Genomic DNA, 26442 nt, shown 5'->3' on the forward strand with positions numbered 1-26442 from the left:
GCTGTTGGTGAAGGCGCCGGCGAGAGCGGCCCAGACGTAGGTGGCGTGTTTGCGGAATCCGTACCGGACGAGCCGGGCGTAGAGCGGTATGGTTTTGCACCTCCGGAGGGTGACGGCACGGTGACCAGCCGTGTCGGTGTGCGGACAGGAGCAGACGCGCGGCCGTGCGGCGGCCGAGCCTGGAAATTATCCGGTCGGCCCTCAGCGGTCCGCAACGCGATAAACGAAGCGCAGCACCGACCGGGTCGCGTCGATGTCCCGCCTTGACGCCGAGTTTGCGTGGCAGCGATGTCCCTGAATATCCGGGCATATTTCACAGCGTGATACATGGGCGAAATATCCATGTAAGCGATGAGATACTTACTACCTGGTAGAGCGGTGTTCCGCGTGGGGAGGAGATCCTTCGGAGGGCCCGTGATGCAGCAGATCGATATGGATGTTGCTCCGAACTACCCCATGAGCTGGCAGGCCCGCGCGCTGACCGGCCTGATGCGCGGCACCCTGAAGCCTGCTTCCACCTTGCTCATGCGCCACTCCCTCGCACTCGACGCGTGCTCCAGAATCGGCGAGCTGACCAGGCTCGTCCCGGCGCACCAGCCTGAGCACGTCGACATCGTGCCCGCGGAGTTCACCGCGTGCGGCGGCGAGTGGGTGCGGGCCGGGAAGAGCCCCGACGAGCGCAAGGTGCTGCTCTACTTCCACGGCGGCGGCTACTTCTCCTGCTCGCCCAGGACCCACCGCTCGATCACCTGGCGCCTGTCGGTCGTGGCCGGCCGGCCCGTGCTCGCCCTCGACTACCGCCAGGGCCCCGTCCACAAGCTCGCCGACTCCCTCGCCGACGCCCTGGACGCCTACGACTGCCTGCTCGGCCGCGGCTACCGGCCCGCGGACGTCATCTTCGCCGGCGACTCGGCCGGCGGCCACCTGACCCTGGCGACCCTCCTGGCCCTGCGCGACCGCGAACTGCCCCTGCCCGTCGCGGCCATCTGCCTCTCGCCGTGGGCCGACCTCACCGACATCCCGCGCCGGGCCAACAGCTGGCAGGACCCCATACTGTCGGCGGGCAGGATCCGCTGGCTGGCCCGCCGCTGGACCTCCGGCCTCGATCCCCACGACCCCCTCGTCTCGCCCGTCCTGGGAGACTTCACCGGCCTGCCGCCCCTGATGATCGTCACCGGCTCGACCGAGGTCCTCAGGGACGAGGGCTACCGCGTGGCGCTCAAGGCCAGGCAGGCGGGGGTGCCGGTGACCTACGAGGAGTGGCCGCGCATGCCGCACGTGTTCCCCATCCTCGCGGACGTCCTGCCGGAGGCCCGCCTGTCCTTCCGCCACATGGCCCGCTTCCTGAGCGCGGTCGCGGCGGCGGGATCGGGCGACCTGGAGGACACGGCCGCGGCGTGATCCGCGCCCCCGCACGTGCCTGCCCGCCAGACGGAGGCGGGAGGCCCGCTACGCCGACACGCCGATGGGTGTAGGTTAGGCACACCTAAGTAATCGCACGAGGAGCCGCCGGATGTCGGAGAAGCCGAGGGACCACCACCGAGGCGTCGTCCTGCGCACCGAGTGGATCACGCCGCACATGATCCGCGTCGTGCTCGGCGGTGACGGGCTGGACGACTTCGCCACCTCGGGGATGTCCGATCACTACGTCAAGCTGGTGTTCCCCCCCGAGGGCGTCGAATACCCGGCGCCGTTCAGCGTGCGGAACGTCCGCGAGACCATGCCGAAAGAGCTCTGGCCGCGGCTGCGCACGTACACCGTACGGTTCTGGGACTCCGACACGCGGGAGCTGACCCTCGACTTCGTCTACCACGGCGACGAGGGGCTGGCGGGCCCCTGGGCCGCCGGCGCCGTCCCCGGCGACGAGCTGTTCATGATCGGGCCCGGTGGCGGGTACGTTCCGGCGCCGTCGGCGGGCTGGCACCTGCTGGTCGGCGACGAGAGCGCCCTGCCGGCCATCGCCGCCTCCGTGGAGGCGCTGCCCGAGGGTGCGCCGGCGCACGTGTTCATCGAGGTGGAGGGGCCGGAGGAGGAGCAGAAGCTGCCCACCTCCGGCGACACCCGCGTCACCTGGCTGCACCGCGCGGGCGGCCCCGTCGGAGAGGCGCTCGTGGCGGCGGTGCGCGGCCTGGACTTCCCCGAGGGCGACGTGCAGGCGTTCGTCCACGGCGAGGCGGGTTTCGTGAAGCAGTTGCGGAGGTACCTGCGGGTGGAGCGCGGAATCCCGCTGGAGCGGCTGTCGATCTCCGGCTACTGGCGGCTCGGCGCCGACGACGAGGCCTGGCGAGCGGTCAAGAAAGACTGGAACCGCCAGGTCGAGGCCGAGGAGTCCGCCGCCCTGAGCTGACCCCGCCAGGCCCGTGACGCCACTTCAGAGCGTCGGGTCAAGCCCGGGCAGCCGCCCTCCCCGCCCGCATCCTCGTAAGGCCGACAACGTGAAGGGGCCGCGCCAGGCCGGGGGGAAGCCTGGCGCGGCCCTCGTCCGCCGGGGAGCCGTCCCATGCCCTGGAGGTCGCCGGCGCGTTCGTGCTGATCAGTGGGCTGTGGCGAACTGCTCCTCTTCCGTGGACCCCTTCAGGGCGGTCGTGGACGAGTCCGGCGACACGGCGGTGCTGATCAGGTCGAAGTAGCCGGTGCCGACCTCGCGCTGGTGCCGCGTCGCGGTGTAGCCGCGCGACTCGGCGGCGAACTCGGCCTCCTGCAGCTCGACGTAGGCGGTCATGCCGTCCGCCGCGTACCCCTGGGCGAGGTCGAACATCGAGTAGTTCAGCGAGTGGAACCCGGCCAGCGTGATGAACTGGAACTTGTACCCCATGTGCCCCAGCTCTCGCTGGAACTTGGCGATGGTGGAGTCGTCCAGGTGCTTCTTCCAGTTGAACGACGGGGAGCAGTTGTAGGCGAGCATCTGGTCGGGGTACTCGGCCTTGATGGCCTCGGCGAACTCGCGGGCGACGTCCAGGTCGGGCGTGCCGGTCTCCATCCAGAGCAGCTCGGAGTGCGGTGCGTAGGCAAGGCCGCGCGCGATGCACGCCTCGACCCCGTTGCGGACCCGGTAGAACCCCTCGGGCGTGCGCTCGCCGGTGGTGAAGCGCTGGTCGCGGGGGTCCACGTCGCTGGTCAGGAGCGTCGCGGCCTGGGCGTCGGTCCGCGCGATGATCAGGGACGGCACTCCCGCCACGTCGGCGGCGAGCCGGGCGGCGTTGAGGGTCTTGATGTGCTGGCCGGTCGGGATCAGCACCTTGCCGCCCAGGTGGCCGCACTTCTTCTCGGACGCGAGCTGGTCCTCCCAGTGCACGCCCGCCGCGCCCGCGGCGATCATGCCCTTCATCAGCTCGAAGGCGTTCAGCACGCCGCCGAACCCGGCCTCGGCGTCGGCCACGATCGGCGCGAGCCAGTGCGGGCCGTCGGTGACGCCCTCCGACCAGGTGATCTGGTCGGCGCGCAGCAGCGCGTTGTTGATACGGCGCACGACCGCCGGCACCGAGTTCGCCGGGTAGAGGCTCTGGTCCGGGTAGGTCTGCCCGCCCAGGTTGGCGTCGGCGGCCACCTGCCAGCCCGACAGGTAGATCGCCTGGAGGCCCGCCTTCACCTGCTGCACCGCCTGGTTGCCGGTCAGCGCACCCAGGGCGTGGACGTAGTCCTCGCTGTGCAGCAGGCTCCACAGCCGCTCGGCGCCCAGCCGTGCCAGCGTGTGCTCCTCCTGGACACTGCCCCGCAGCCTGATCACGTCTTCTGCGCTGTAGGTGCGCTCGATGCCCTCCCAGCGAGGGTCGTTCTCCCATTCGTCGCGCAGCTGCTCGGCAGCTCCCTTGAGGCGATCGTTCATCGCTCTGCTCCTTTGTCGTCCCCTGGGTGCTTGTGCTGAGTCTCTGCCCTCAAGCGGTCACACCAAAGGCTCACCTCTTCAGAAGAACGATGAAATTTCCTGTCAGCTAAATACTTGTCAGTATTCGACAGAGAAGAAATCGCAACTTTTCCTGTTGGACTAGACCAATGCCGAGAGCACTCACGTCGCGGGGCTCCCACCGGTCACATGGCGCCCCGGCGAGGCCGCCCATCGCGAGACGATGACCGGGCTGCCGCCGCATCCCGCAACACCGCTTGCGGACGGGGTGCCCGGTGGGGCAGGCCTTCGTCGCCGGACGCACTACACGGGGGTAGAAAATGGGCGGAATTTCTGTCTAAGATTCCCGCATGGCCTCCTTGCTGGGCGAAGAACCGCTGTCTTTGACGCAGGAGCTCGATCTCATCGCCTTTGGGCAGCGGCTGCGCCACCTGCGCAAACAACGCGGACTCACCCTCTCCGACCTGGGGACGCGGGTCAGCCGGGCGCCCAGCCAGCTGTCACTGCTGGAGAACGGCAAGCGAGAGCCGAAGCTGTCGCTGCTGAAGTCGCTGGCGACGGCGCTGAGCGTCCCGGTGGAGGAGTTGCTGCGCCGCCAGCCGCCCAACCGCCGCGCCCAACTGGAGATCGCCCTGGAGGAGGCCCAGCGCGACCCCATCTACGCGGGCCTTGGGCTGCCGAGGCTGAAGGTGTCGGCGCGGGTCCCGAACGACGTCCTGGAGCACCTGCTCGGACTGTACGGGGAGCTGCGGGCGAGGCAGGCGAGAGGGACGGCCACGCCCGAGGAGGCCAGGGCCGCCAACGCCGAGCTCCGGCGCAGGCAGCGCGAACTGGGCAACTACTTCCCCGAGATCGAGAAGGCCGCCGCTGAGGCCCTGACCGCCGTTGGCTACCGCACCGGCGCCCTGTCGCAGAGCACCGTCCAGAGCCTCGTCACCCACTTCGGCTACACCGTCCACACCGCCCAGGACCTGCCCAGATCGGTCCGTTCCATCACCGACCTCCGCAACCGCCGCATCTACGTCAAACACGAGCAGCTCGGGATGCACACCCCGCGCACGATCCTGCTCCAGACCCTCGGCCACCTCGCCCTCGGGCACGGCAAGCCCCGCGACTTCGCCGACTTCCTGCGCCAGCGCACCGAGGCCAACTACTTCGCCGCCGCGGTCCTGGTGCCGGAGCGGACCGCCGCGCTCTTCCTGCAGGAAGCCAAGGCCGACCGGGCGCTGTCGGTGGAGGACCTGCGGGACGTGTTCGCGGTCTCGTACGAGATGGCCGCGCACCGCTTCACCAACCTGGCCACCCACCACCTCGGGCTGGTGTGCCACTTCGTCCGCAACGACGCCGGCGGCATCATCTACAAGGCGTACGAGAACGACGGCATCGTCTTCCCCGCCGACGAGCAGGGCGCCATCGAGGGGCAGCGGATGTGCCTGCAGTGGTCCGGCCGCCAGGTGTTCTCCTCGCCGGACCGGTTCTCCGTCTTCTACCAGTACTCCGACTCGCCCACCGGGACGTACTTCTGCGTCGCGCACGTGGACCCGTCCCGCGAGCGCGACTTCGCGATCACGCTCGGGGTCCCGTTCAAGGAGTCCCGCTGGTTCCGGGGGCGCGAGACGACCAACCGCACCAGGTCGAACTGCCCGACGGGCGACTGCTGCCGCCGCCCACCGGCCGAACTCGCCGAACGCTGGGAGGGCTACGCCTGGCCCTCGGCGCGCGCCAACTCCCACGTCCTGGCCGCCCTGCCGCCCGGGTCGTTCCCGGGGGTGGACGAGGCGGACGTCTACACCTTCCTGGAACGGCACGCGGCCACGACCTGAGCCGACCGCACCGGCCGAAGGCGAGCCGAAACGGCCGCGGCGCCTTATGCGGCCATTTGCCCACTACGCGAACACGTGCGCCCCGAATGGGCGGCGCGCACGCGGCGGGGTCACTTCAGCGCGGCGGCGACGAAGGCGGCGGCCTGGTCGCGTAGGTGGCGCTTGCCCTCGGGGGAGTCGGCCTCGTCGCCCAGCATGATGCGGGCCAGCTGCGGCATCATCGACTGGAACAGCGCCAGCCCCGTCAGTAGGAACAGCGTGCGCGCCGTGGCCGGCGACGGCTCCTCGCCGCGCCCTTCGGCGAGAGAGGCGCTCTTGCGGGCGCAGCGCTCGACCCGCGCCTCCTGGCCTGGCAGCAGCTCCTGGCCGCGGTAGTTCAGCGCCTCCCACATCAACAGCCGCACCAGCTCGGGATGGGCCCGGTAGTAGTCGGTCAGCTTGGCCACGTAGTCGACCGGGTCGGCGCCGGGCAGCGCGATCTGCGCCGTGAGGTCGTCGAGCGCCTCGGTGATGACTGCGTCGAAGAGCTTCTCCTTGCTCCCGAAATGGCCGTAGATGCGCTCCTTGTTGACTCCCGCGCGCTCGGCGATCCGGTCGACGCGCGCGCCCGCGACGCCGTACGCGGCGAACTCCTCGCGTGCGGCCTCCAGCAGGGCGGCCCGCGTCGCGGCGGTTGAGACCTTGCTTGCCATGGCGCCATCCTGCCACTACCAACCGGTTGGTTGCAAACCAACCAAACAGTTGACGTCCAACTAGTTGGTTGGCTACGGTCCAGCCCATGGCTATCTCCTTTCCTCGTTTGACCGCCCGCCGCCGCGCCCGACCCGGCAGCCCCCTCCGCGACGCCATGCCTTCACCAAACGACGTACCTCCACGTCACAGCGACGCGCCTGTGTACCGGGGGGACGCGTCTTCGAGCCGCGCCGGCGCATCTCCGTGCGGCAACGGCCGCGTATCTCCGGGCCGCGCCGACGCCCGTCTGCGCCACAACGTGCGCCTGCGAGACGACACACCCGTTCGCCACGCGACGCCACCCGATGCGCTCCCAGGCCGTTCGGCCGCTCGGAGCGCCGTCGCCCCCTTCGGGCGGACGCTGGCCGCTTTCACCCTGACCGCCGTGCTCGTCAGCGGTCAGCTCTACGTGGTGATCCCGCTGCTGCACGACATGGCGACAGGCTGGGGCACGTCGGCGGGCGGCCTGACCTGGCTCGTGACCGCCTTCGGCATCGGCTACGGCATCGGTTTCCTGGTCTTCGGCCCGTTGTCGGACCGCCTGGGACGCAGACGTCTGCTCATGCTCGGTCTCCCCCTGGCCGCCGTCACGACGGCGCTGGTGGCCGCGAGCCCCGGTCCGGAGGTGGCGTTCGCGCTGCGGGCCCTGCAGGGCTTGGCCGTGGCGACGTTCCCGCCCGCCGGCATGGCCTACCTCGCGGAGCGGCTGGAGCCCCGCCGCCGGGTCGTCGCGATCGCCGCGGTGACCGGCGCGTTCCTGGCCTCGGCGGTGCTGCTCCAGGTCGCGTCCCAGCTGCTGGTGGACGCGATCGGCTGGCGGGGCCTGTTCCTGCTGTCGGCGGCGGGCTTCGCCCTGGCCGCACTCGGACTGCGCGCCGTCATGCTGCCAGACCTGCCGCGCGCGGCCACGGGGTCGCTCCTGTCGGCCTACCGGTCCGTGCCCGCACTGCTGTTCGACCGGGTGCTCCTGCTCCGGTACGCCGCCACGATCGTGCTCATCCCGCTGCTCATGCCCTGGCTTGGCCGGATCCCCGCGACCACCAGGGTCGTCTCCCTCCTCTCGCTCGGCGCGCTCGCCCTCGCCGTCATCGGTTTCGCGGACGCCACCGCGCTCGGCCTGGCGCTCCTGCTGGCCGTCTACGTCGCGGCGATCACGGGCGGCCTGCCCAGCCTGAACGAGTCGGTCTCGTCCAGGGCGGGCCAGGCCAGGGGCACGGCGCTGGCGCTGTTCTCCTTCGCCCTCGCCGTCGGCGGCAGCGTCGGGCCGCAGGTGGCGGCCGCGTTCGGCGGGTTGTCCCGCTCATGTTCGGGCTCGCGGTCGCGATGGCCGCGGGGGCGCTGGCTGTGCTGGGGTCCGCGCGGCTGAAGTAGTCCCGCTTGGCCTTCCTGCGGGCAACGGTGGGCCGGTAGCGTGTTACCGGCGGTAACGCCTGGGCGGCCGGGTCACGTGCGCGGCCGCCCACCACCGGACATTTCAGGGAGCGAGCGTATGAGCGGCTTTTGCCCGGAGCTCAGTGACGACGTGGTCGAAGTGCGCGACTGGGTGCACGCCTTCGCCCGGGACGTGATCCGCCCCGCGGGCGCCGAGTGGGACGAACGCGAGCAAACCCCCTGGCCTGTCATCCAGGAAGCCGCCAAGGCCGGCCTCTACTCGCTGGACTTCTTCGCCACCCAGTGGTTCGAGCAGAGCGGCCTGGCGCTCCCGGTGGCGTTCGAGGAGATCTTCTGGGGCGACGCGGGCATCGGCCTGTCGATCGTCGGCACCGGCCTGGCCGCCGCCGCCTTGGCCTCGAACGGCACCCAGGAACAGCTGGGGGAGTGGCTTCCGCAGATGTTCGGCACGGAGAACGACGTCAAGCTGGGCGCCTTCTGCGCCTCGGAGCCGGACGCGGGCTCCGATATCGGCTCCATCCGCACCCGAGCCGTCTACGACCGGGGCGACTGGGTCCTCGACGGCGTCAAGACCTGGGCGACGAACGGCGGCATCGCCGACGTCCACGTGGTGGTGGCGTCAGTGGACCCGGCTCTCGGCGCCCGCGGCCAGGCGTCCTTCGTCGTCCCGCCGAACACCCCCGGCCTGTCGATGGGCCAGAAGTTCAGAAAGCACGGCATCAGGGCCTCGCACACCGCCGAGGTCGTCCTGGACGGCGTCCGCGTCCCCGGCTCCTGCCTGCTGGGAGGCGAGGACAAGCTCGACGCCCGCCTGGCCAAGGTCCGCAACGGCGAACGAGCAGGCGGGCAGGCGGCCATGCGCACCTTCGAGACCACCCGTCCCTCGGTGGCGGCGATGGCGGTGGGCATCGCCAGAGCGGCGTTCGAGTACGCCAGAGACTACGCCAGGGAGCGCGAGCAGTTCGGCCGCAAGATCGGCGAGAACCAGGCGATAGCCTTCCTGCTGGCGGACATGGCGACCCGCGTCGACATCGCCCGCCTCCTCACCTGGCGAGCCGCCTGGATGGCCAGGAACGGCAGGCCGTTCGAACAGGCCGAGGGCTCCATGTCCAAGCTGGTGGCGGGCGAGACGGCCGTATGGGTGACGGAGCAGGCGATCCAGATCCTGGGCGGCGCCGGCTACACCAGAGAGCACCCGGTGGAACGCTTCCACCGAGACGCCAAGATCTACACCATCTTCGAAGGCACGTCGGAGATCCAGCGGCTGATCATCGGCCGCGCCGTCACCGGCCTGCCGGTGCGGTGATAATTTCGCAGGTCCGAGGGGCGGCATGGCCACCGATGGCTGCCGAGTTTTCGCTATTCGCGGCTTGGGAGGCCCCCCGGCTTCTCCTGGAAGGCGGCCCGGCCCGCCTCGAGAACCCGGCCTGAGACCGACACGAGGGCCTTCGCTGCCTCGGTGAATTCGTTCATGAACGCGGTGAAGAGGTCGGTGTCGCCGTGATCCAGGCTCTGCTGGCAGTCCCCGCCGGCTTTCTCCGCCTGGGTGATGAACGTCCGCCAGAGTGCTTGGATCTCGGGGTCGGGGGCCGGGAAGTAACGGCCGGCGTCGCGGGCGATCTGCCCCATGTCGATGCACAGGGGGCGGAAGAGGGCCGGGTCGACGTCACCGTGCCCGGAGTCCGCGGCATCTTTCTGGGCCGCGATGAGACGCTTGAGGACGGTGATGTAGCGATCCTGCAGGTCCTGCCCGCCGCGGAACCACCAGGCGGCCACCTGCAGGCGCCTGGTGCTGTCAGGCACAGCCGCGTCGTCGACGGGCACCAGCTGTTGCACATCAATCCTGGGGGTGCGTCCGGACGAGCTCTGTTGTTCGGACGAGCTCTGCTGTCCGGTTGCTGTAACGGTTGCCGCCACCGCTGCGGCGGACAACGCCAACGCACAGAGGCGACGGGCGGTGAGCCCACCCTGCACCCGTCCGGACCGCGGCTCGGGGACAGTGCTTTCCGTTCTGGATCGCCAGGCCCTCCGGGCCGCTGACACGATCGCGGCCGCGATGATCGCGGTGATCGCGGTGAGCACAAGGACATAGCCCAGAAGCATGTGGACGAGTGACCAGGCCACGCCCGGCCGCCACTGGCAGCGAGTCGCCAGCGTGTTCAGCGGCTGGAAGCATCCGTTCGCGGCGGTGAGCACGAAGTGGCCGACGAGGCCGCCCAATGCCACGCTCTCGGCGGTGATCAGCGCGACGAGCAGCCGGTAGCGGCGTGCCAGGACGCTCGCGGCGATGGCGGCCGCTGTGGCCCCCGCCACCAGGGCCACGAGCGCCCACGCCTGGTAGACCAGGACGTAGAAGGACTTTTGTTCCCCGGACGGGGACTGCCAGGTGTGCATGTACCCCATCACGACCGCGACGGCGGCCCAGCACGTCAGCACGCCCGCCAGCGCGACCAGCAGCACGCGCCGAAGCGGCGGCGACACCTCCCCTGGCGCCGCCGGCCTGCCGGCCCCGCCCAGGGCGCCGAATGCCCAGCGGGGCGGGACCGTGGCCGGGCGGAGCGTCCAGGCGAGCAGCGGCACCACCCACAAGGCCGCGACCGCGGACAGGACGAGGGGCCCGTCGAGGCTCGACAGCGGTTCCAACACCACGCCGATCATGGACAGCATGGCCGGATCGTCGTTGGGAAAGACGCCGAACGTGTCCTGCACCACCCGACCCGCCCCGGCACCGTAGAACAGCCCTAGGCTCGTCAGCTGCGTGCCCTGGCTCGACCACCACGCGAACCACGAAGTCAGCACCAACCACGCAGCCGACAGGCCCAGCAGCATGGCCGGCTGGATGGTGCGCCCAGGCCACGCCCTGACCCAGAGCTGAGCGCATTGCGCGGTCCACCAGCCGAACACCGCTCCGGCACACAGAACCAGCGCCAGCACCAACGGGTGGTTCGGCAACCACTGCCCGATCGCAACCCGGTTCCAGAGCAGCTCGCCGACCACCAATCCGGCTCCCAGCCACAGCCCCGCACGCACGCCGGAGGGCATGCGGCGCCCGGTGAGCACCGCGTGGGCCACGGCCCGCCACAGCGCGGTCCCGGCCACCCCGCTGGTCAGACCCGCCGCCACCAGCGCAGTCGTCGTCGTCCGGGCCGCCGAGGCATTGACTGCGAGTGACCAGTAGGCCTCCGTCTGAGTCTCGATCAGCAGGGCGGCGGCCCCGGTCAGGAACATCGGCAGCGCCTGCACACCGAACAGTGCCGCCGGGTCGGCCAGAGCGTCCCGGCGCAGCTTCCAGCGTGGGTGGGTGCGCCACAGTTCGACGAAGGAGCCGAGTGCCCGCCGCAACCTGCCCCCGGCCTGGTCGGATGCCGTGAACGCCCAGCCGCGCGGATCCGCGCCCCAGCGCACCGCGGCGAGGTCGGCGTAGATCTCCCGGTTGCGCAGCACGTCCGACCGGGCGAGATAGACCAGCGTGACCATGACGACCGCAAGCAGCAGCTCACGCGTCGCATACGGTGCATCAGCGGGCCACCACTGCGACCGCGCGGAAGCGGGGATCTCGCTGAGTTTCCAGAGGACGTACGGCAGGAGCACCAGGGCGATGAACACTCGCCACACGGCGATGGTGGCGTAGGTGAGAGTGACGTCGCCGTTGCGGACGTGGGCGAACTCGTGCAGGGCCACCGCTCGGAACGCGGTGGGGTCGGTGCTCCTGCGGGCGAGCAGGCCGCCGTGCAGGCACACGATCGGCCGGCGATTGCTGCCGAACACCACCGCGCTGGTGGAGGCTGCCGCCGGGTCGACGACGACTCGCGGCAGGCGGTCCAGACCGGCCACCGCCGCGAACTCCGCCAGCCTGCGCCGGATCTCGCCGTCGTGGTCGATCGCCTCCAGCGGGACGAGCCGGCCGCGCCGCGCCTTCCACCGCGGCAGACACCAAAACAGCACGACGGTCACCGTCACCAGCAGGACCGGCCACAGCAGGGTCAGCCACAACGGCGCCCCAGGCTCGTAGCGGTCCCGGCATGCCTGGTAGGCGTCGAAGTACGGAACAATCCTGGCGGCGGTGGCTCGGCCTACGCCCTGGTTGGGATCACCTCCGGCGGCGAGCAGACAACCGTAGTCGGATGCGCCGTAGAACCGGTTGGTCACGGCCTGCATCATGGAGCCGCTACTCACCACCAGCAGGACCAGCAGCAGTGTGAACCGCACGGTCGTGCCGGCGGCCATCGCCCGCTCGTCGATTCGTGGCGGGGCAACCACGCTCGCCATCGCTAATCCAGGGCCGCGGTGCCGTCGGAGTCCGGGCCGTCCGGTTCATCGGCGTCGCCTCCTGCAGCGGCCAGTGCGAGCCTGCCCGCTACGGCGTCGGCGATGAGCCGCGCGCGACTGTCCTCCAGCCCGTGCTTCACGGCGGTCTCGACCACCTGCTGGTGGACTCCGGCAAGCTGTTCACGTGTCAGGTCAGGGACGACCACGGCCGCCGCCGGCCTGCGCAAGAGCTTGCGCAGCACGGCTTTCGTCCCTTTGGCCGCGTCTTCCCCTACCGCGCTCCCGAACCGCCGCGCGGCCTCGTCAACCACCAGCCACACCACCGGAGTCACCAGCACCGCGACCTCACCCAGGCCGAACCCCAACGGCTCGCGCCGGCCGCCCCGCCGGCCCAGCCGCCGCATGACCGCGTCGTCGTCGAGCCCGGCCAGCCCGTCCACGAGCACGAGTTCCTCGGGCGCGACCCCGGCCACCACGTCGCGGACCACGTCGAGCACCCTGGTCCCGCCCGCGCTATGCGTGTTTTTGCTGCTGGGTAGAGCTGCTTCAGAACTCATGGCATCCCCGCTTTGTCATGTTCCGCGATGGATATGGCGCCGTGCAGGAGCACTATCGTGGCCGAAGGAACCCAACGACGCAGGCAAACTCGTGAAATATAAGGATTCGCTCTCGGGCTTTGAACTGAGGTATTGCATCAGCGTGGAAACGTTTTGCCCCACCATGGCCGCATCCAGAATTGTTGACACAAAAGGCAGAAGCTAAGGCGCTTCAGACCCCTGTCGCCAAGGAGGACACCATGCGCCGTCGGATCATCGCCCTCGCCCTAGCAATCATGGTCTCGACCGGCATGACCGCCGCATTCGCCGTGACCGCGTCGCCAGCAAACGCCAGCATGTGCTGCTGACACGGCCTTGGAAGGCCACGGCTCTGCTGAACGGCAGGGTGGTCACTGCCATCTGAGGACGAACACGCGAAGAACGCCCCGCTCCGGAAGGGGCGGGGCGTTTTCGCGCTGCGGAACTTGTATCAGTCGAACGCGAGCGCGCGGAAGGTCATCAACGGGTCGCGGTCGCGGCTGTAGTAGAACTTGTTGGTGAGCAGGACAGCCCATCGTTGCTGCTTCGGTGAGAGCCGAAGCGGGTGTCGGTCATCCCCAGCGGCTGCCAGATCCGTTCCGTGGCGAGCCGGTTCATCGGGGTGCCCGTGAGGTGTTCGGCGAGGAAGCCCAGAATGAGAGGGGCGCGGTCGGTGTATTCGACGGCTCGGCCTGGCGGGCGGTGCAACTCTTCGCGCAGGACGCCATCGCGGATGGCTCGGGGTGGGTGCCGTAGAGGTTCTTGAGGTTGGCGGGGGTGGTACGCCCCCGCGGTGGGCGGCGTTGATGCGATGGCTGTACACCGCCAAGCCGAAGTGCATCGCTCGCCAACCTGCGGCCGGCCGGATCGACGACCTGACGATGGGCTGGATTGAGGAGTTCACCAGCACGAGGAAGGCCGGGCGTGAGCCTCGCGCCGGGGGCGGCCGCGCAGAGGGGCCGCGTGCGACTCCGGGTGATGTCAAGGCCGCGATCATCGACGTCCTGGCCGGGGCGGACGGTCTGGCGCTGGAGCGGCAGGGTGGGGGAGTGGTCGGCATCGCTCTGACGGTCACCACAGTCTGGATGCTGCCATCGCTACGTGGGGAGTGGTCGGCGGCGCCGTGCTGGTGGCGTCTGCCCATGCAGTGTTGGCTTTGGTCAGGCGAAGTGCATGACGATAGCCAGCCCTATGAGGTGCATGGCTGCCACCGCGGCGAGCAGCGTGACGAACACGAACTTGGCCGGGCCGTGCTCGAAGTGCTTGCCCTCCTTCAGTGGAGGCAGCTTCGCCACACGCTCGGCGATGCGCTCCTCGATCGGCTTGCGGTGAAACATGAGGTGTTCCTCCCTGCGAGGGCAGCCCACAATCGATTTGTAGCCTATCTGTTGGTAGGCTATCAGTTTGTACACAAAGTAAATTACCAGAGGGCATCGGAGGCGTGCCACGCATGGAGACTGTGAGAGAGGCAACAGATCTGCTGGCGCTGGATCGGCAGGTGTGCTTCGCCCTCAGCATCGCCTCGCGCAGCGTGATCGGCCTGTATCGACCGCTGCTGCAACCGATGGGGCTGACCCACCCGCAGTACCTGGTCATGCTCGCGCTCTGGCAGAACGAGCCCCTGTCGGTAAAGGAGCTGGGAGAACTGCTCCAGCTCGACCCCGGCACGCTATCTCCGCTGCTCAAGCGGCTCCAAGCCCTTGGGTATGTCCACCGCGAGCGCAACAGCGAGGACGAACGCGCCCTGGCTGTGACTCTTACTCCCGACGGTCGGCGGCTCAGAGACGAAGCGGAGAAGATCCCTCCCGCCATCATCGCCCGACTCGGCATGGACATCGAAGAGCTTGAGCGCCTGCACCACTCGCTGATGCGAGTGATCGCGGCAACGCACCGCGCCGATGACCCCAGGGCGCAGGACGACTGACGGTTCAAAATCTTCTCGGGCGCCCGTCCGTGCCGAAGGTGACGTCAAGATCTCTCGGGGAGGTCCCGGGACAACCTCGCGGGCATCGCATTCTTGTCGTGAGCATGCGAGGTTGCCGAAGCGTGTGACGCGTCATTGTGTGACACTTGCGTCAAATGCGTCAAATGCGTCACATTGGCAAGTGGCGACAAGCGTTGCGAAAGGCGGCCGGGATCGTGGGGGGACCGGTGGTAGCGAAGCCTCTGACTCCAGAGGACCTTGCGGAACGGGTAGGTGTTCCCGTCTCGACCGTGTACCAATGGAACTCACGTGATGGTGGACCGCGCTTCGTGAGGATCGGCAGGTACGTCCGCTACAAGATCGCAGACGTGAACGCCTGGGAAGAGTCACCCTACGCGGAGCGGGCCGACTGACCTCGGCGGAGTGCGCTGCCCCTTCCGTGGAGATAAAAGGGCTGCGCCGGGTTCGACGGGTGAAGGATCATGCCACCATGCGCTTCTCGATCAATGTTCCGAATTTCGGTGATTTCGCTGACGCGAGGACGGTCGCGTCGGTGGCTCTGGCGGCGGAGGAGGCAGGCTGGGACGCGCTGTTCCTCTGGGATCACGTGGTGCACTACAAGAGCCGACAATGGACCTTCGGTGACCCGTGGATGTTGCTGACCGCGGCCGCACTGGCGACCTCCCGGATCAGACTCGGCCCCATGGTCACCCCCGTCGCCAGACGGCGGCCCCAGCAACTCGCCCGCCAGGTGGCCACGCTGGACAACCTGAGCGGCGGGCGGGTGATCTTCGGCGCCGGACTCGGCGGACCGATCGAGGACGAGTACGGCAGCTTCGGCGAGTCCACCGACCCGGTGGTGATCGCGGAACGTCTCGACGAGGGCTTGGACCTGCTCGAGCGGTACTGGTCGGGAAGCCCGGTGACGCACAGCGGGCGGCACTACGAAGTCCGGGACGTGACCCTGCTGCCCACTCCGGTGCAGCGTCCCCGGGTGCCGGTCTGGATCGCCGGGTACTGGCCGAACCGCAGGCCGATGCGACGGGCCGCCCGATGGGACGGTGCGATCCCGCTCTTCGCCTCCGCCAGGTACGGCCACGCGCCGGCCGCCGGCGAGGTCCGCGACCTGGTCGGCTACGTCCAGGAGCACCGCGGGGACCAGGTGGACCGGCCCTTCGAGGTCGTCGTGGGCGGCGTGAGCCCCACCGGCGCGGCCGAGTCCGCCGACCTGCTGGGGCCGTTGGCCGAGGCGGGCGCGACGTGGTGGGACGAACGGCGGCCCATCGACGACGACATCGTCCGGCTCGCGCCGGTGATGCGTCGCATCGAACAGGGGCCGCCGAGCCTCCACTGAGGGTCCGCCGGGCGCGCCCCGGCGGCCCGCACCTGGACCACCGGACCACGACCCGCTGCACGATCACTGCCTCTCGCCGGTGAAGGGGTCCGGCGTCGGCGTGTGAAACGGCTTAGGGTACGGATCACCATCCGGCGCTGGAGAGAGGACCCACGTGACGACAGCGGACCCGACGAAGCCGACGCTGGTGACCCGCGTGGTCGCGGCGTTCAAGGGCGAGGTGCGTTCGGACGAACTCGAGGCGTATCGGCGCGCGGGCGGGATCGTCTATACCGAGCTCGAACACGCCGAGGCCCTGCGGTTACGCCTCGCCCAGGAAGGCGTCAACCTCTGGCACGGCCCCCGATCCGCCTCCGGGCAGCTGCTGTGCACGTGGAACGCGTTCGTCCTGCAGACCATCGGCGAACAGTTGCTGGACGCCGACTACGCCGCCGACCCGCGTACCACCGGATACGTGCCGACCGTCACGAGCAGGCAGGTGGCCGCGTGCTTCGACCAGGTCGAAGGCTGGGTGTCACGCGCCCGCCAGGCCGCGGGCAACCCCGGCTACCTGGTCGAGGAAGAACTTCAGCTGCCCGCCGACCTGCCCGAATGGGCCGAGGCCGATCCGTGTCCGCTGCCGCATCTGCACGGCATGCTGGCCGCGTCGCGGGCGATTCGCCAGCACGCCGAGGTGGCCTTCGGAATCTTCGAACAGACCGTCGCCGACGCCTACGAGCACCGGGGCGACCTGCAACGGCTCCGACAGCTCGCCGCCGAGGCGGCGACCGCCGCGGACTACGCCGAGGGCCTGCTCAAGGCCCACCCCCAGCCGCGCCTGCACGAGGCGATCGAGGGACGGCTCCAGCGGGCACTCGAGCTCTACTACCATCTGGGCCAGCTCATCGCGATGCCCAAGCGCATCGCCGGCTACCGGGGCTCGGCCGCCCCCGCCCCCGCCCCCGCCACCTACGACTCGCTCACGGTGAACGCCCGCGACTTCGACCCCTGGTGCCTCACGGATCCGCAGCGTCGCGATTTCTGGAAGGCCGACCCCCGGGCCTGGCAGTCCATCAAGGAGATGTGGGAGTACGACCCCGATCCGGCCGCGACCCTCCGGATCCAGGCGGAGATCAACGCCGCCTTCCGCGAAGGTTTCATCAGGTACGCCGTCAACGCCGCACTCGAGCCGCTCGGAAGCTACCACTGCTGCCCGTTCCCCGCGATCTACATGGTCCGCAGGCCGGTCGTCATCGGTGGCAAGCAGCTCCGCCCGGCCCAGCAGTTCACGTTCGAGGCGTCCGCGGAGGACGTGCCGACGGGCGGGCAGTTCAGGCGAGAGATCATCGTGGCGAACTTCCAGCCCACGAACAAGGTCGACTACTGCGATCCCGATGGGCTCCACGGCGACTGAGCCGGCGCGGCACCGGCCGCGCAGCAAAGGCAGGCCGAAACGGCTCCTGCGGGAGGCCTGCGTGATCACCACTCAGCCATCGAGCCGTCGTCGTGCCGCCACACCGGGTTGCGCCAGGCGTGCGGATGACGGTCCGCCTGCCGCACCGCCTGCTCGTCGACTACCACGCCGACCCAGGCGTAGACCCTGATCTTGTCGCGCACCGGGCCGCCGAGCAGCGCGTGGACGGGAGCCCCGTAGTGCTTGCCCGCGATGTCCCACAGCGCCTGGTCCAGCCCGGCCACCGCGCTCGACAGCACCGGGCCGCCCCGGTAGAAGCCGCCCTTGGTCAGCACCTGCCAGTGGTCCTCGATCCGCAGCGGGTCGCCGCCGCCATCGCGTCGAGCGTCTGTCGCAACGCGTCGAGCTGCTCGGGGGTACGGCGGAGCGCGGCCGGCCTGGCGACCGAGGGCTCCACGATCGAGCGCAGGTCGTGCAGGTCGCGCAGGAAGCCAGGGGCGACCAGCGGGTGCGTCCGACCGAGGGGTGACGGGTTCAGAGTGAGGGGTCGTTGTCGAGTTTCTCGAAGAAGAACTCGTGCTTGAGGAAGGACGTGTCGTACTCGTGGCCCGGGTACGGCGGGATGAGCTGCGAGGCCTGGAACAGGCGCCAGCCGTCGCGCAGCGCGTCCACGCCCGTCGCGTAGGGCGGGTCGTCGCCGTCTCCGGTCGTGGGGGTGGTGCGTCCGGTGCCGTCGTAGGAGGACCAGCCGACCACCGGGGCGTCGAGCGCCGAGGTCGCGAGGTAGAGGACGAGGACGTGCTGCTTCATGCGGTTCTCCGGGGGCGGTTGGTCACGCGGGTCACCCAGTGGTCGAGGTCGAAGCTGTCGTCGCCGGTCAGCGCCCGCCACAGCTGGACCCGGTTGTAGATCTCCAGGCGTCCGGTGGCGTGCTCGTACCAGGGGAAGCGGGTGCGGAGTTCGGCGGCGACGGCCGGGTCGGCGAGGTCGGCGGTGTCCCAGAGCCGCACCTGCGGGACCGCGGGATTGAAGCGGATCTTGAACATGAACCGGCGCCTGTCGCTGTCGTTGCGCCGCCCGCCGTGCCAGATGCCGTGGTGGAGCAGCAGGACCGTGCCCGCCGGGCAGGTGAGCCTGATCTGGCCGCGCAGGTTCTGGTAGCGCCCGGTGTCGCTCTCGTTGGTGCGGCGCAGGTGGCTGCCCGGTACGAGCAGCGTGCCGCCCATCTCGGCGGTGACCTCCTGCGGGTAGTACATGAGCTGGACGTCGAACGCGTCGGGACGCGTGTCGATGATCGCGTCGCCGTGCAGTGGCTGCGCCCTGCCCTCGTCGGGTTCGCGCACGTGGACGGCGTGGTGGTCGATGGCGGGGTCAGGGCCGACGAGGCTGTGCAGGGCTCCGGCGACCGGCGGGAGGTCGACGAGACGGCGGGCGAACGAGCCCTCGGGGAAGGCGTCCGTGAGCGGCGTGCCGTACGGGACGGCCGGAATCCCGGCGGTCAGCACGCCGGTCGCCTGGGCGTTCATCTCGTCCGGCACGACCGCGTCCAGGCGCAGGAACCCGTGCGCCACGAAGCGTGCCACCTGTACCGAGGACAGGAGGTGATTGCTGGTTGGCATGCATCAACGCTAGAAGGAAAGTGCCTGCGCTTTCGTGGGTCAGGATCACTATTACTGGTAGTTTTTCACCATGGAGTGGGTGTGGGTCCCGCTGGACGAGCCGCCCGTCGTGGTGAACCTGGGCGTGAGCGTGCACGGGGTCAGGAGCCGCCGCGACGTGTTCATGCTTCCCGACCTGTGGCAGCTGCACCTGTACGGGTACTCCGCCGAACTCACCGTCGGCGCAACCACACACCCCATCAGGGAGGGCCACGTGAGCCTCATCCCGCCGGGCGTGCAGGTGCACTACCTGTACCGGGGCAGGTCCGAGCATCTCTACGCGCACCTGCGCCTGCCCGGCACAGGCACAGGCACAGGCACAGGCACGGGCACGGGGCGGACGGTGCCGGTGATGCAGGACGCGGGCGCCGAGACGCCGCTGCTGGCGGGGCTGCTGCGGCAGGCCATCGCCGTCGCGCCCGCCGAGCCCGCGATGGCCACGGCTCAGGTGTGGACGGTCCTGTGGCACGTCGCCCGCCTGGCGGAGGCCGCGGGGCCGCACGTCGCCGTCGCCGCGGCCATCGCGCACATCGAGTCGAACCTGGCGAGCCCGCTGGCCGTGCCGGACATCGCCAGGGCCGCCGGGATCTCCCACAACCACCTCACCCGGCTGTTCCGCGCCGAGACCGGGAGCACCGTGGTGGCCTACGTCCGCCGCCGCCGGGTGGAGCGGGCCCGTCACCTGCTGCGCGAGTCGACGCTGCCCATTCCGGCGGTCGCGGCGGCGGTGGGGATCGCGGACGTCCAGGCGTTCAACAAGGCGTGCCGTCGCGAGCTGGGCGCCCCGCCCCGCGCCATCAGAGCCGGCGCGGGGGGATAGAAGCGGCTACCTGACCGCGCCGCCGTGATGCCGGAGAACGGACACGGCCCCGCACCGTGGGGTGCGGGGCCGTCCGGCGGGCGTGGTCAGGCGGTCTTCATCCAGTGCTCGAGCCCGGTCGCGTCCAGCGGGAGGGCGGACGAGAGCACCTCGGCGCCGTCAGGGGTGACGAGCAGGTCGTCCTCGATGCGGACGCCGATCCCGCGCAGCTCCGGCGGGACGGTGCGGTCGTGGGCGTGGAAGTACAGGCCGGGCTCCACGGTGAGCACCATGCCCGGGGCCATGACCGCGCCCTGGTAGGCCTCGTGGCTGGACCTGGCGCAGTCGTGCACGTCCAGGCCCAGGTGGTGGCCGATGCCGCAGATCAGGTAGCGGCGGTGGTGCTGGCCGCGGTCGGACAGCGCCTCGTCCACCGAAACCGGCAGCAGGCCCCAGTCGTCCAGGCCGTGGGCGATCACCTCCATGGCGGAGTGGTGGAAGTCGGTGAAGCGGCGCCCCGGGCCCACCTGGGCGAGAGCCGCGCGGTGCGCCTTCTCCACCAGGTCGTGCACCTGACGCTGGGCGGGGGAGAAGCTGCCCGAGGCGGGGAAGGTGCGGGTGACGTCGGCGGTGTAGTGGCTGCGCACCTCCACGCCCATGTCGAGCAGCAGCAGCTCGTCCGGCAGGACGGGGCCGTCGCAGCGGACCCAGTGCAGGGTCGGGGCGTGCTTGCCGCTGCCCACGATGGTGGCGTACCCGGGGCCGTTGCCGTGGGCCCTGGCGTAGCGGTCGAAGGTGCCCTGCAGCCAGCGCTCGCCCGCGCCCGACACGGCGGCGGGGATCTCCGCGATGACCGCGGCGAAGCCCTCGACGGTCCGGTCCACGGCCTGGCGGAGCTGATCGACCTCCCACTCGTCCTTGATCATGCGCAGCTCGGCCAGGACCCGGCCCGCCTCCTCCGTCAGGGCGGGCGGGTCCGGCAGCTCGGCGAGCGGGCGCACGGAGATCCCCAGCGCCGACGACCAGTCGGCCAGGGAGGGCGCCGCGCCCACCCACAGCTCGCCGTGGGCGGCGTCGGCGAAGAAGCCCGGCTCGCCGGGGTACGCGGGGACGGGCAGGTAGAGGGTCGCCTCGCCGTCGCGCACCGTGACCACGGCGGCCTCGGCCGTGCAGCCGGTGAGCCAGTAGAAGTCGCTGTCGGGACGGAAGTCGTAGAACGTGTCGTTGCTGCGCACCGGAGCGCGCCCCGCGGCCACCACGATCTCCTGGCCGGGCAGCGCGGCGGCCAGCCTGGCCCGGTGGGCGGCGGCGGCCTCGGCGGCGCCGGGCACGACGGGCGGGGTCCGGTCGGGGACGTCCCAGCCCTGGCCCATGTACTCCATGAACGCCGGAATCTCTGACAACTTCGGCAGCTTACCCTCACTCACCGGTGATACCTCCTCCGATGTCACGTACGAGCTCGGTGAGCCTGGCGAAGACGCGCTCCTCGCCGATCCCGTCGTGCTCGTACTCGTTGGTGACCCATGTCTGGGCGTTACCGATCCGGGCCGCGGTGTCCAGTTGCAGGCCCGCGTCGACGTACATGTCGTCGAAGTAGACGGCGGCGGCGAGCGGGACGTCGTTGGCCGCGAGCCGGTCCAGGTCGTACAGGGGCGGCCAGTCGGCCCGTTCGGCGAGTAGCTCGACGGCGGCGCGGAAGGGACGCAGGCCGCGGATCTCCTCGAACATCCAGGGATAGATCATCTCCCCGGTGAACAGCAGCGGCCTGGACGTCTCGGCGAACCCCGGGTGACGCCCGCGCTCCCGCTCGGCGGCCCACGCCGTCGCGCCGGGACCGGAGCCGTAGATGCTCTCCTGGAGCGCGGCGAAGAGCGGGTTGTCGCTGTAGGCGGAGCGGGCGAGCACCTGGTGCAGGAAGGTGTCGGTCAGGTAGTCGCCCTCGAACGCCTCGTCGAGCAGCCAGTGCATGCGCTCGTACCCGGGCTTCATGCCGAAGTCGATGCCCAGCGACTGCAGCCGCCGCACGGTCAGCGTGTCGCCGTCGGGCAGCAGGACGTCGCCCTCGGCCAGCCGGTCGGCGAGCCTGCCCACCGTCTCCACGTGGTGCGGGTAGCGGCGGTAGAAGTGCTCGTTCTTCGCCGCGACACGGGGATAGGTCCGCCGGTACACCTCGGACGCGTCCGGCTCCAGGGCGGGCAGGCCGCCTGCCACGTAGCAGGCGCGCAGCCCCTGCGGCGCCTTCGACAGGTACGTCAGGGTCAGGAAGCCGCCGTAGCTCTGCCCCAGAGTCTCCCAGCGCCTGCCGCCGAAGACGTTCCTGCGCAGGTGCTCGGCGTCGGCGACGATCGAGTCGGCGCGGAAGCGGGCGAGGTGCTCGGCGCCCTGCTCGGGGGTGAGCGCGCTCATTCTGCGCCCGTCGATCCGGGTGCTGCGGCCGGTGCCGCGCTGGTCCAGCAGGATCACCCGGTGGGTGCGCAGCGCCTGGCCGAGCCAGCCGGACGTGCCGACAGGCCGCGGGCCCTTGCCGCCGGGGCCGCCCTGCAGGTACAGCAGGCACGGCAGGTCGTCCTCGGCGCGGGCGGCGTCGGCCAGCTCGCGGGCGAACACCGTGATCGTGCCCGCGCCGGGGTCGGACCAGTCGAGCGGCACCTCCTCGATGTGGTCGCGCACCCGCATCCCGGGAATCGTGTACGTGGTCACCTGGTCCTCTCCTTCACGAACGCGACCCGCCTGCGGACGCCCTGACGGCACCCGCGCGATCCCCCGGATGCGGCGTGACCTGCTCCGACGCCATCTGGCCTCTCAGTAATGTGTGGCATTGCACTGAACCCTAGGTGTCAGGGAGCCGAACTGCCAAGAGGGGACAGGAAGGAAATCGGGTCTGTGAACAGAACGTAATTAGTCGGAAAGCTGGAAACAAGGAGATATGCGACCCCCGCGGCCCTGTCGGCCGGACCACGAGCCGGGCCGGGAAGTACGATCGAGCAATGACCGAAAAGACCGAAACCGTACCGGGCTGGCTCACCCCGGAAGACCTGGAGTCGGTGCGGGGACGGATGCCGATCCTCTACGTCGACGCCGTCCCCGTGCGGGTCGACGACACCGGCGTGGTGACGCACGTCGGCCTGCTGCTGCGCATCGCCCCAGACGGGACGGTCAGCCGGGCGCTGGTCTCCGGGCGGGTGCGGCACCACGAGCGGGTCCGCGACGCGCTGCTGCGCCACCTGGAGAAGGACCTCGGCCCCGTGGCGCTGCCCAACGTGCCGGTCTCGCCGCAGCCGTTCACCATCGCGGAGTACTTCCCGACGCCGGGTGTCACGCCGTACCACGACCCGCGCCAGCACGCCGTGTCGCTGGCGTACATCGTGCCGGTCGCGGGCGACTGCCGTCCGCGCCAGGACGCGCTCGACCTCGTCTGGTTCACGCCGGAGGAGGCGGCCTCGCCGATGGTGCAGCAGGAGATGGCGGGCGGGCAGGGCGTCCTGCTCAAACAGGCGCTCGCGCACGTCGGACGCCTGGTCTGAACCGCCCGCCGCCCTCGGAACGGCCGGCGCGCCTCGCCTGAGCCGCCCGTGGCGCCTCACAAGAGGCGCCACGGGGCGTGGTCGCAGCGGTCGGGCCGGCACACCGCGGAGATGCAGTCTGGTCATCCGCGACTGCACCGTTCCCTGATCGTCCAGGACTTTGGCGATCGGCCGGGGTTGGCCGGACCGGGCCTCGGGTACGCGAGCGCCATGGCAGAGATCACCCTTCAGGTGAACGGCGAGCAGCGCACCCTGAGCGTCGACCCGCGCACGTCGCTGCTCGACCTGCTGCGCGAGCGGCTCGGGCTGACCGGCTCGAAGAAGGGCTGCGACCACGGCCAGTGCGGCGCGTGCACCGTCCTCATCGACGGGCGGCGGGCCAACTCCTGCCTGGCCCTGGCCGTGGCCCAGGACGGGCGCGACATCACCACCGTCGAGGGCCTGGCCGACGGCGAGCGGCTGCACCCGCTCCAGGTGGCCTTCATCGAGCACGACGCCTTCCAGTGCGGCTACTGCACCCCCGGCCAGCTCTGCTCGGCCGCCGGGATGCTGGGGGAGGCCGGCCCCAGCTACGTCACCGAGGACCTCCTCGCCGACCCGGAGCTGACGGCCGAGGAGATCCGCGAGCGGATGAGCGGCAACCTGTGCCGGTGCGGCGCGTACGCCAACATTGTCAGCGCGATCAGCGCGATCAGCGCCGTCGGCGCGGTGAAGCCATGAGGCCGTTCGAGTACGCGCTGGCCACCAGCCCGGCGGATGCGGTCAGCCGCTACCAGCCGGGCACGATGTACCTGGGCGGCGGCACCAACCTGGTCGACCTGATGCGGCTGGGCGTGGCGGAACCCCAGTACCTGGTGGACGTGAGCAGGCTGCCGCTGGACACCGTCGAACCCGTGGGCGACCGGCTGCGCATCGGCGCGGCCGTCCGCAACAGCGACCTGGCCGCCCACCCGCTGGTGCGCGGGCGGTACCCGATGCTGGCCAGGTCGGTGCTGGCCGGCGCGTCGGGGCAGATCCGCAACCAGGCGACGGTCGCCGGCAACCTGCTGCAACGCACCCGCTGCCCGTACTTCCAGGACGTGTCCAAGGCGTGCAACAAGCGCGAGCCCGGCACCGGCTGCCCGGCGATCGAGGGCGACCACAGCAACCTGGCGGTCGTCGGATACTCCGACGAGTGCGTGGCCACCCACCCCTCGGACATGGCCGTCGCGCTGACCGCTCTGGACGCCGAGGTGCACGTCACCGGGCCGCGCGGCGACCGGGTCCTCCAGATGCCCGGCCTGTACCGGCTGCCCGGCGGCGAGCCGCAGTTCGACACCGTCCTCGGCCCCGGCGACCTGATCACCGCCGTGGAGCTGCCGGAGCCGCCGCCCGGCGTGTCCGCCTACCGCAAGGTGCGCGAGCGGGCGTCGTTCGCGTTCGCGCTGGTGTCGATCGCCGCCGTCCTCGACGTCGGCGGCGACGGCGTCATCAGGGACTGCCGGATGGCGCTGGGCGGCCTCGCGCACATGCCGTGGCGGGCCGAGAGCGCCGAGGAGGAGCTGATCGGCGCCCCGGTGAGCGACGAGGCGTTCGCGCGGGCCGCCGAGGCCGAGCTGTACCGGGCCAGGCCGCTGCCGCGCAACGCCTACAAGGTGCCGCTGGCCCGCAGGCTCATCGTGCACACCCTCCGGGAGCTGGCCACATGAACCGCATCGAAGGCCGCGAGAAGGTCACCGGGCTGGCCACGTACGCCGCCGAGTATCCGGTCAAGGGGGTCGTGCACGCCTTCGCCGTCCAGGCGGGGATCGCCAAGGGCCGGGTGACGGACGTCGACGCGCGGGCGGCGCTCGCCAGGCCGGGCGTGCTGGCCGTGCTGTCCTGCCTGCATCCGCCGGAGCTGTCGCCGGACGCCGCCCCCGAGCTGGCGCTGTTCCAGCGCCCCGACGTCGCCTACCGGGGGCAGATCGTCGCCGCCGTCGTCGCCGAGACCCTGGAGCAGGCCCGCGCCGCCGCCCGCGACGTCCGCGTCCAGTACCGGGAGGACCGGCACGACGTGCGGTTGCGCGCCGACCATCCGGGCCTGTACCGGCCGGAGAAGGTCAACCCCGGCCTGCCGACCGACACCGTCAAGGGCGACGTGGCGGCCGGGCTCGCCGCGGCGGCCGTCACCGTGGACGTGACCTACACGACGCCGGTGCTGCACAACAACCCGATGGAGCCGCACGCCGCGCTGGCCGTGTGGTTCGAGGACGGCGGCCTGACGGTCTTCGACTCCACGCAGGGCGTCTCCGCCGACCGCGACACGATCGCCAGGACGCTGGGCCTCGCGCCCGAGCAGGTGCGGGTCGTGTCGCGGCACGTCGGCGGCGGTTTCGGCGCCAAGGGGACGACCCGGCCGCACGCCATCCTGGCCGTCCTGTGCGCGCGGGCCGTGGGCCGTCCGGTGAAGGTGTCGCTGACCAGGCAGCAGCTCTTCGACGTCACCGGCTACCGGACGCCGACGATCCAGCGGCTCAGGATCGGCGCGGACGTCGACGGCCGCCTCACCGCGCTCGACCACGAGGTGGCCGAGCAGAGCTCGACGCTGGTCGAGTTCGCCGAGCAGGCCGCCGCGCCCGCCCGTGTCATGTACGCCACCCCCGCGCTGCGCACCGCCCACCGCCTCGTCCGGCTGGACGTCGCCACTCCGTCGTGGATGCGCGCCCCCGGCGAGTGCCCCGGCATGTACGCCCTGGAGTCCGCGATGGACGAGCTGGCCGTTGCCGCCGGGCTCGACCCGGTCGAGCTGCGCGTCCGCAACGAGCCCGAGACCGAGCCTGACAGCGGCCTGCCGTTCAGCTCCCGCAACCTGGTGGCCTGCCTGCGCGAGGGCGCCCGGCTGTTCGGCTGGGAGCGCCGCGATCCCGCGCCGGGCGTCCGCCGCGAGGGACGCTGGCTGGTCGGCACCGGCGTCGCCGCCTCCACCTACCCGTCCAGACGCCTCCCCTCGCAGGCCACGGCCACCGCGGAGGACGACGACTTCGTGGTCCGGCTCGCCGCCGCCGACATCGGCACCGGGGCGCGCACCGCGCTCACCCGCATCGCGGCCGACGCCCTGGGCGTCCCGCCCGAGCGGGTCAGGGAGATCTGAAGAGCGTCGGGTAGTGAAATTGTGTTGTATATACGGTGTATTT

Annotated in this window: 25 protein-coding genes and 1 pseudogene; 14 read left to right on the plus strand and 12 right to left on the minus strand. The window is 70.6% G+C overall.

The annotated features are described in order from the left end of the window. The first annotated feature begins 417 nt into the window (after nt 1-417). Both ABZ297_RS15695 and ABZ297_RS15700 read left to right on the plus strand, forming a co-directional pair. Nucleotides 418-1401, plus strand: a complete 984-nt coding sequence (locus ABZ297_RS15695; RefSeq protein WP_355345510.1) for an alpha/beta hydrolase — start codon at nt 418-420, stop codon at nt 1399-1401. 112 nt (nt 1402-1513) lie between these two features. Continuing rightward, on the plus strand, nt 1514-2347 hold the full coding sequence (locus ABZ297_RS15700) for a siderophore-interacting protein (RefSeq protein WP_355345513.1): 834 nt from the start codon (nt 1514-1516) through the stop codon (nt 2345-2347). Between the two features lie 186 nt (nt 2348-2533). Here ABZ297_RS15700 and aceA read toward each other — a convergent pair whose 3' ends face one another. Then, nucleotides 2534-3826 carry an isocitrate lyase gene (aceA, locus tag ABZ297_RS15705; protein ID WP_355345516.1) on the minus strand — a complete coding sequence of 431 codons (1293 nt, stop codon included), beginning with the start codon at nt 3824-3826 and terminating at the stop codon, nt 2534-2536. A gap of 401 nt (nt 3827-4227) precedes the next feature. On the opposite strand from aceA, the gene ABZ297_RS15710 reads away from it, so the two are divergent. Further along, on the plus strand, nt 4228-5667 hold the full coding sequence (locus tag ABZ297_RS15710) for a helix-turn-helix domain-containing protein (protein WP_355345585.1): 1440 nt from the start codon (nt 4228-4230) through the stop codon (nt 5665-5667). A gap of 110 nt (nt 5668-5777) precedes the next feature. Here the strand turns inward: ABZ297_RS15710 and ABZ297_RS15715 are convergent, their stop codons facing one another. Then, nucleotides 5778-6359, minus strand: a complete 582-nt coding sequence (locus tag ABZ297_RS15715) for a TetR family transcriptional regulator (protein ID WP_355345519.1) — start codon at nt 6357-6359, stop codon at nt 5778-5780. Between the two features lie 425 nt (nt 6360-6784). Between ABZ297_RS15715 and ABZ297_RS15720 the strand changes: the two genes are divergently transcribed. Both ABZ297_RS15720 and ABZ297_RS15725 read left to right on the plus strand, forming a co-directional pair. Further along, entirely contained in the window at nt 6785-7765 is a 981-nt protein-coding gene (locus ABZ297_RS15720) for an MFS transporter (protein ID WP_355345522.1), read from the plus strand. Between the two features lie 123 nt (nt 7766-7888). Beyond that, complete coding sequence (locus ABZ297_RS15725; protein WP_355345525.1) at nt 7889-9097, plus strand: acyl-CoA dehydrogenase family protein; 1209 nt, start codon at nt 7889-7891, stop codon at nt 9095-9097. Nucleotides 9098-9150: 53 nt separating this feature from the next. On the opposite strand, the gene ABZ297_RS15730 is transcribed toward ABZ297_RS15725, so the two are convergent. The 4 genes from ABZ297_RS15730 to ABZ297_RS15745 all read right to left on the minus strand — a co-directional run bounded on the left by ABZ297_RS15730 (nt 9151) and on the right by ABZ297_RS15745 (nt 13972). Continuing rightward, nucleotides 9151-12060: a M48 family metalloprotease gene (locus ABZ297_RS15730; RefSeq protein ID WP_355345528.1), complete on the minus strand. Its 2910-nt coding sequence runs from the start codon at nt 12058-12060 to the stop codon at nt 9151-9153. A gap of 2 nt (nt 12061-12062) precedes the next feature. Beyond that, complete coding sequence (locus tag ABZ297_RS15735; protein WP_355345531.1) at nt 12063-12548, minus strand: hypothetical protein; 486 nt, start codon at nt 12546-12548, stop codon at nt 12063-12065. Between the two features lie 567 nt (nt 12549-13115). Next, on the minus strand, nt 13116-13448 hold the full coding sequence (locus ABZ297_RS15740) for a serine hydrolase domain-containing protein (protein ID WP_355345588.1): 333 nt from the start codon (nt 13446-13448) through the stop codon (nt 13116-13118). A 347-nt stretch (nt 13449-13795) separates the two neighbouring features. Continuing rightward, on the minus strand, nt 13796-13972 hold the full coding sequence (locus tag ABZ297_RS15745) for a hypothetical protein (RefSeq protein WP_355345534.1): 177 nt from the start codon (nt 13970-13972) through the stop codon (nt 13796-13798). 122 nt (nt 13973-14094) lie between these two features. On the opposite strand from ABZ297_RS15745, the gene ABZ297_RS15750 reads away from it, so the two are divergent. From ABZ297_RS15750 to ABZ297_RS15765, 4 genes are all read left to right on the plus strand, one after another. Beyond that, nucleotides 14095-14559 (plus strand): MarR family transcriptional regulator, encoded by a 465-nt coding sequence (locus tag ABZ297_RS15750; protein WP_355345537.1) that lies wholly within the window; start codon nt 14095-14097, stop codon nt 14557-14559. A gap of 164 nt (nt 14560-14723) precedes the next feature. Beyond that, nucleotides 14724-14972: a helix-turn-helix domain-containing protein gene (locus ABZ297_RS15755; protein WP_355345540.1), complete on the plus strand. Its 249-nt coding sequence runs from the start codon at nt 14724-14726 to the stop codon at nt 14970-14972. Between the two features lie 77 nt (nt 14973-15049). Next, nucleotides 15050-15913, plus strand: coding sequence for an LLM class flavin-dependent oxidoreductase (locus ABZ297_RS15760; RefSeq protein ID WP_355345543.1), 864 nt, complete (start codon nt 15050-15052; stop codon nt 15911-15913). Between the two features lie 154 nt (nt 15914-16067). Continuing rightward, nucleotides 16068-17306 (plus strand): hypothetical protein, encoded by a 1239-nt coding sequence (locus ABZ297_RS15765; protein WP_355345546.1) that lies wholly within the window; start codon nt 16068-16070, stop codon nt 17304-17306. Between the two features lie 167 nt (nt 17307-17473). Here ABZ297_RS15765 and ABZ297_RS15770 read toward each other — a convergent pair. From ABZ297_RS15770 to ABZ297_RS15785, 4 genes and pseudogenes are all read right to left on the minus strand, one after another. Then, nucleotides 17474-17677, minus strand: a pseudogene (locus ABZ297_RS15770) (D-galactonate dehydratase); the annotation flags it as partial. Beyond that, nucleotides 17635-17763 carry an FCD domain-containing protein gene (locus ABZ297_RS15775; protein ID WP_355345549.1) on the minus strand — a complete coding sequence of 43 codons (129 nt, stop codon included), beginning with the start codon at nt 17761-17763 and terminating at the stop codon, nt 17635-17637. The gene ABZ297_RS15775 and the pseudogene ABZ297_RS15770, both read right to left, overlap by 43 nt. A 77-nt stretch (nt 17764-17840) precedes the next feature. Further along, nucleotides 17841-18116 (minus strand): hypothetical protein, encoded by a 276-nt coding sequence (locus ABZ297_RS15780; RefSeq protein WP_355345552.1) that lies wholly within the window; start codon nt 18114-18116, stop codon nt 17841-17843. Next, complete coding sequence (locus tag ABZ297_RS15785) at nt 18113-18925, minus strand: phytanoyl-CoA dioxygenase family protein (protein ID WP_355345555.1); 813 nt, start codon at nt 18923-18925, stop codon at nt 18113-18115. Before ABZ297_RS15785 ends, ABZ297_RS15780 begins: the two co-directional genes overlap by 4 nt. A gap of 70 nt (nt 18926-18995) precedes the next feature. Here ABZ297_RS15785 and ABZ297_RS15790 point away from each other — a divergent pair, with 70 nt between their 5' ends. Next, entirely contained in the window at nt 18996-19784 is a 789-nt protein-coding gene (locus ABZ297_RS15790; protein ID WP_355345558.1) for an AraC family transcriptional regulator, read from the plus strand. Nucleotides 19785-19870: 86 nt separating this feature from the next. Here ABZ297_RS15790 and ABZ297_RS15795 read toward each other — a convergent pair whose 3' ends face one another. Next, entirely contained in the window at nt 19871-21190 is a 1320-nt protein-coding gene (locus ABZ297_RS15795) for an aminopeptidase P family protein (protein WP_355345561.1), read from the minus strand. Further along, a complete protein-coding gene (locus ABZ297_RS15800) occupies nt 21183-22463 on the minus strand; it encodes an alpha/beta fold hydrolase (RefSeq protein WP_355345564.1) in 1281 nt (426 codons plus the stop codon). Before ABZ297_RS15800 ends, ABZ297_RS15795 begins: the two co-directional genes overlap by 8 nt. A gap of 287 nt (nt 22464-22750) precedes the next feature. Between ABZ297_RS15800 and ABZ297_RS15805 the strand changes: the two genes are divergently transcribed. The 4 genes from ABZ297_RS15805 (at nt 22751) to ABZ297_RS15820 (ending at nt 26399) form a co-directional block, all read left to right on the plus strand. Next, complete coding sequence (locus tag ABZ297_RS15805) at nt 22751-23287, plus strand: NUDIX hydrolase family protein (RefSeq protein WP_355345567.1); 537 nt, start codon at nt 22751-22753, stop codon at nt 23285-23287. Nucleotides 23288-23497: 210 nt separating this feature from the next. Further along, the gene (locus ABZ297_RS15810; protein WP_355345570.1) at nt 23498-24007 is read left to right on the plus strand and encodes a 2Fe-2S iron-sulfur cluster-binding protein; all 510 of its coding nucleotides are present in this window, start codon (nt 23498-23500) and stop codon (nt 24005-24007) included. Continuing rightward, nucleotides 24004-24975 (plus strand): xanthine dehydrogenase family protein subunit M, encoded by a 972-nt coding sequence (locus ABZ297_RS15815; RefSeq protein ID WP_355345573.1) that lies wholly within the window; start codon nt 24004-24006, stop codon nt 24973-24975. The genes ABZ297_RS15810 and ABZ297_RS15815 overlap by 4 nt, the downstream gene beginning before the upstream one ends. After that, entirely contained in the window at nt 24972-26399 is a 1428-nt protein-coding gene (locus ABZ297_RS15820; protein ID WP_355345576.1) for a xanthine dehydrogenase family protein molybdopterin-binding subunit, read from the plus strand. The genes ABZ297_RS15815 and ABZ297_RS15820 overlap by 4 nt, the downstream gene beginning before the upstream one ends. Nucleotides 26400-26442 lie beyond the last annotated feature (43 nt).

It is taken from the genome of Nonomuraea sp. NPDC005983, from assembly GCF_040614375.1.
Classification (GTDB): Bacteria; Actinomycetota; Actinomycetes; order Streptosporangiales; family Streptosporangiaceae; genus Nonomuraea.

Excerpts from the sequence above, each read along its gene's own strand:
- ABZ297_RS15695 (WP_355345510.1), top strand. The coding sequence starts at position 418 with ATGCAGCAGATCGATATGGATGTTGCTCCGAACTACCCCATGAGCTGG.
- ABZ297_RS15700 (WP_355345513.1), top strand. The coding sequence starts at position 1,514 with ATGTCGGAGAAGCCGAGGGACCACCACCGAGGCGTCGTCCTGCGCACC.
- aceA (WP_355345516.1), bottom strand. The coding sequence starts at position 3,826 with ATGAACGATCGCCTCAAGGGAGCTGCCGAGCAGCTGCGCGACGAATGG.
- ABZ297_RS15715 (WP_355345519.1), bottom strand. The coding sequence starts at position 6,359 with ATGGCAAGCAAGGTCTCAACCGCCGCGACGCGGGCCGCCCTGCTGGAG.
- ABZ297_RS15725 (WP_355345525.1), top strand. The coding sequence starts at position 7,889 with ATGAGCGGCTTTTGCCCGGAGCTCAGTGACGACGTGGTCGAAGTGCGC.
- ABZ297_RS15730 (WP_355345528.1), bottom strand. The coding sequence starts at position 12,060 with ATGGCGAGCGTGGTTGCCCCGCCACGAATCGACGAGCGGGCGATGGCC.
- ABZ297_RS15745 (WP_355345534.1), bottom strand. The coding sequence starts at position 13,972 with ATGTTTCACCGCAAGCCGATCGAGGAGCGCATCGCCGAGCGTGTGGCG.
- ABZ297_RS15755 (WP_355345540.1), top strand. The coding sequence starts at position 14,724 with ATGCGTCACATTGGCAAGTGGCGACAAGCGTTGCGAAAGGCGGCCGGG.
- ABZ297_RS15760 (WP_355345543.1), top strand. The coding sequence starts at position 15,050 with ATGCGCTTCTCGATCAATGTTCCGAATTTCGGTGATTTCGCTGACGCG.
- ABZ297_RS15780 (WP_355345552.1), bottom strand. The coding sequence starts at position 18,116 with ATGAAGCAGCACGTCCTCGTCCTCTACCTCGCGACCTCGGCGCTCGAC.
- ABZ297_RS15785 (WP_355345555.1), bottom strand. The coding sequence starts at position 18,925 with ATGCCAACCAGCAATCACCTCCTGTCCTCGGTACAGGTGGCACGCTTC.
- ABZ297_RS15790 (WP_355345558.1), top strand. The coding sequence starts at position 18,996 with ATGGAGTGGGTGTGGGTCCCGCTGGACGAGCCGCCCGTCGTGGTGAAC.
- ABZ297_RS15805 (WP_355345567.1), top strand. The coding sequence starts at position 22,751 with ATGACCGAAAAGACCGAAACCGTACCGGGCTGGCTCACCCCGGAAGAC.
- ABZ297_RS15810 (WP_355345570.1), top strand. The coding sequence starts at position 23,498 with ATGGCAGAGATCACCCTTCAGGTGAACGGCGAGCAGCGCACCCTGAGC.
- ABZ297_RS15815 (WP_355345573.1), top strand. The coding sequence starts at position 24,004 with ATGAGGCCGTTCGAGTACGCGCTGGCCACCAGCCCGGCGGATGCGGTC.
- ABZ297_RS15820 (WP_355345576.1), top strand. The coding sequence starts at position 24,972 with ATGAACCGCATCGAAGGCCGCGAGAAGGTCACCGGGCTGGCCACGTAC.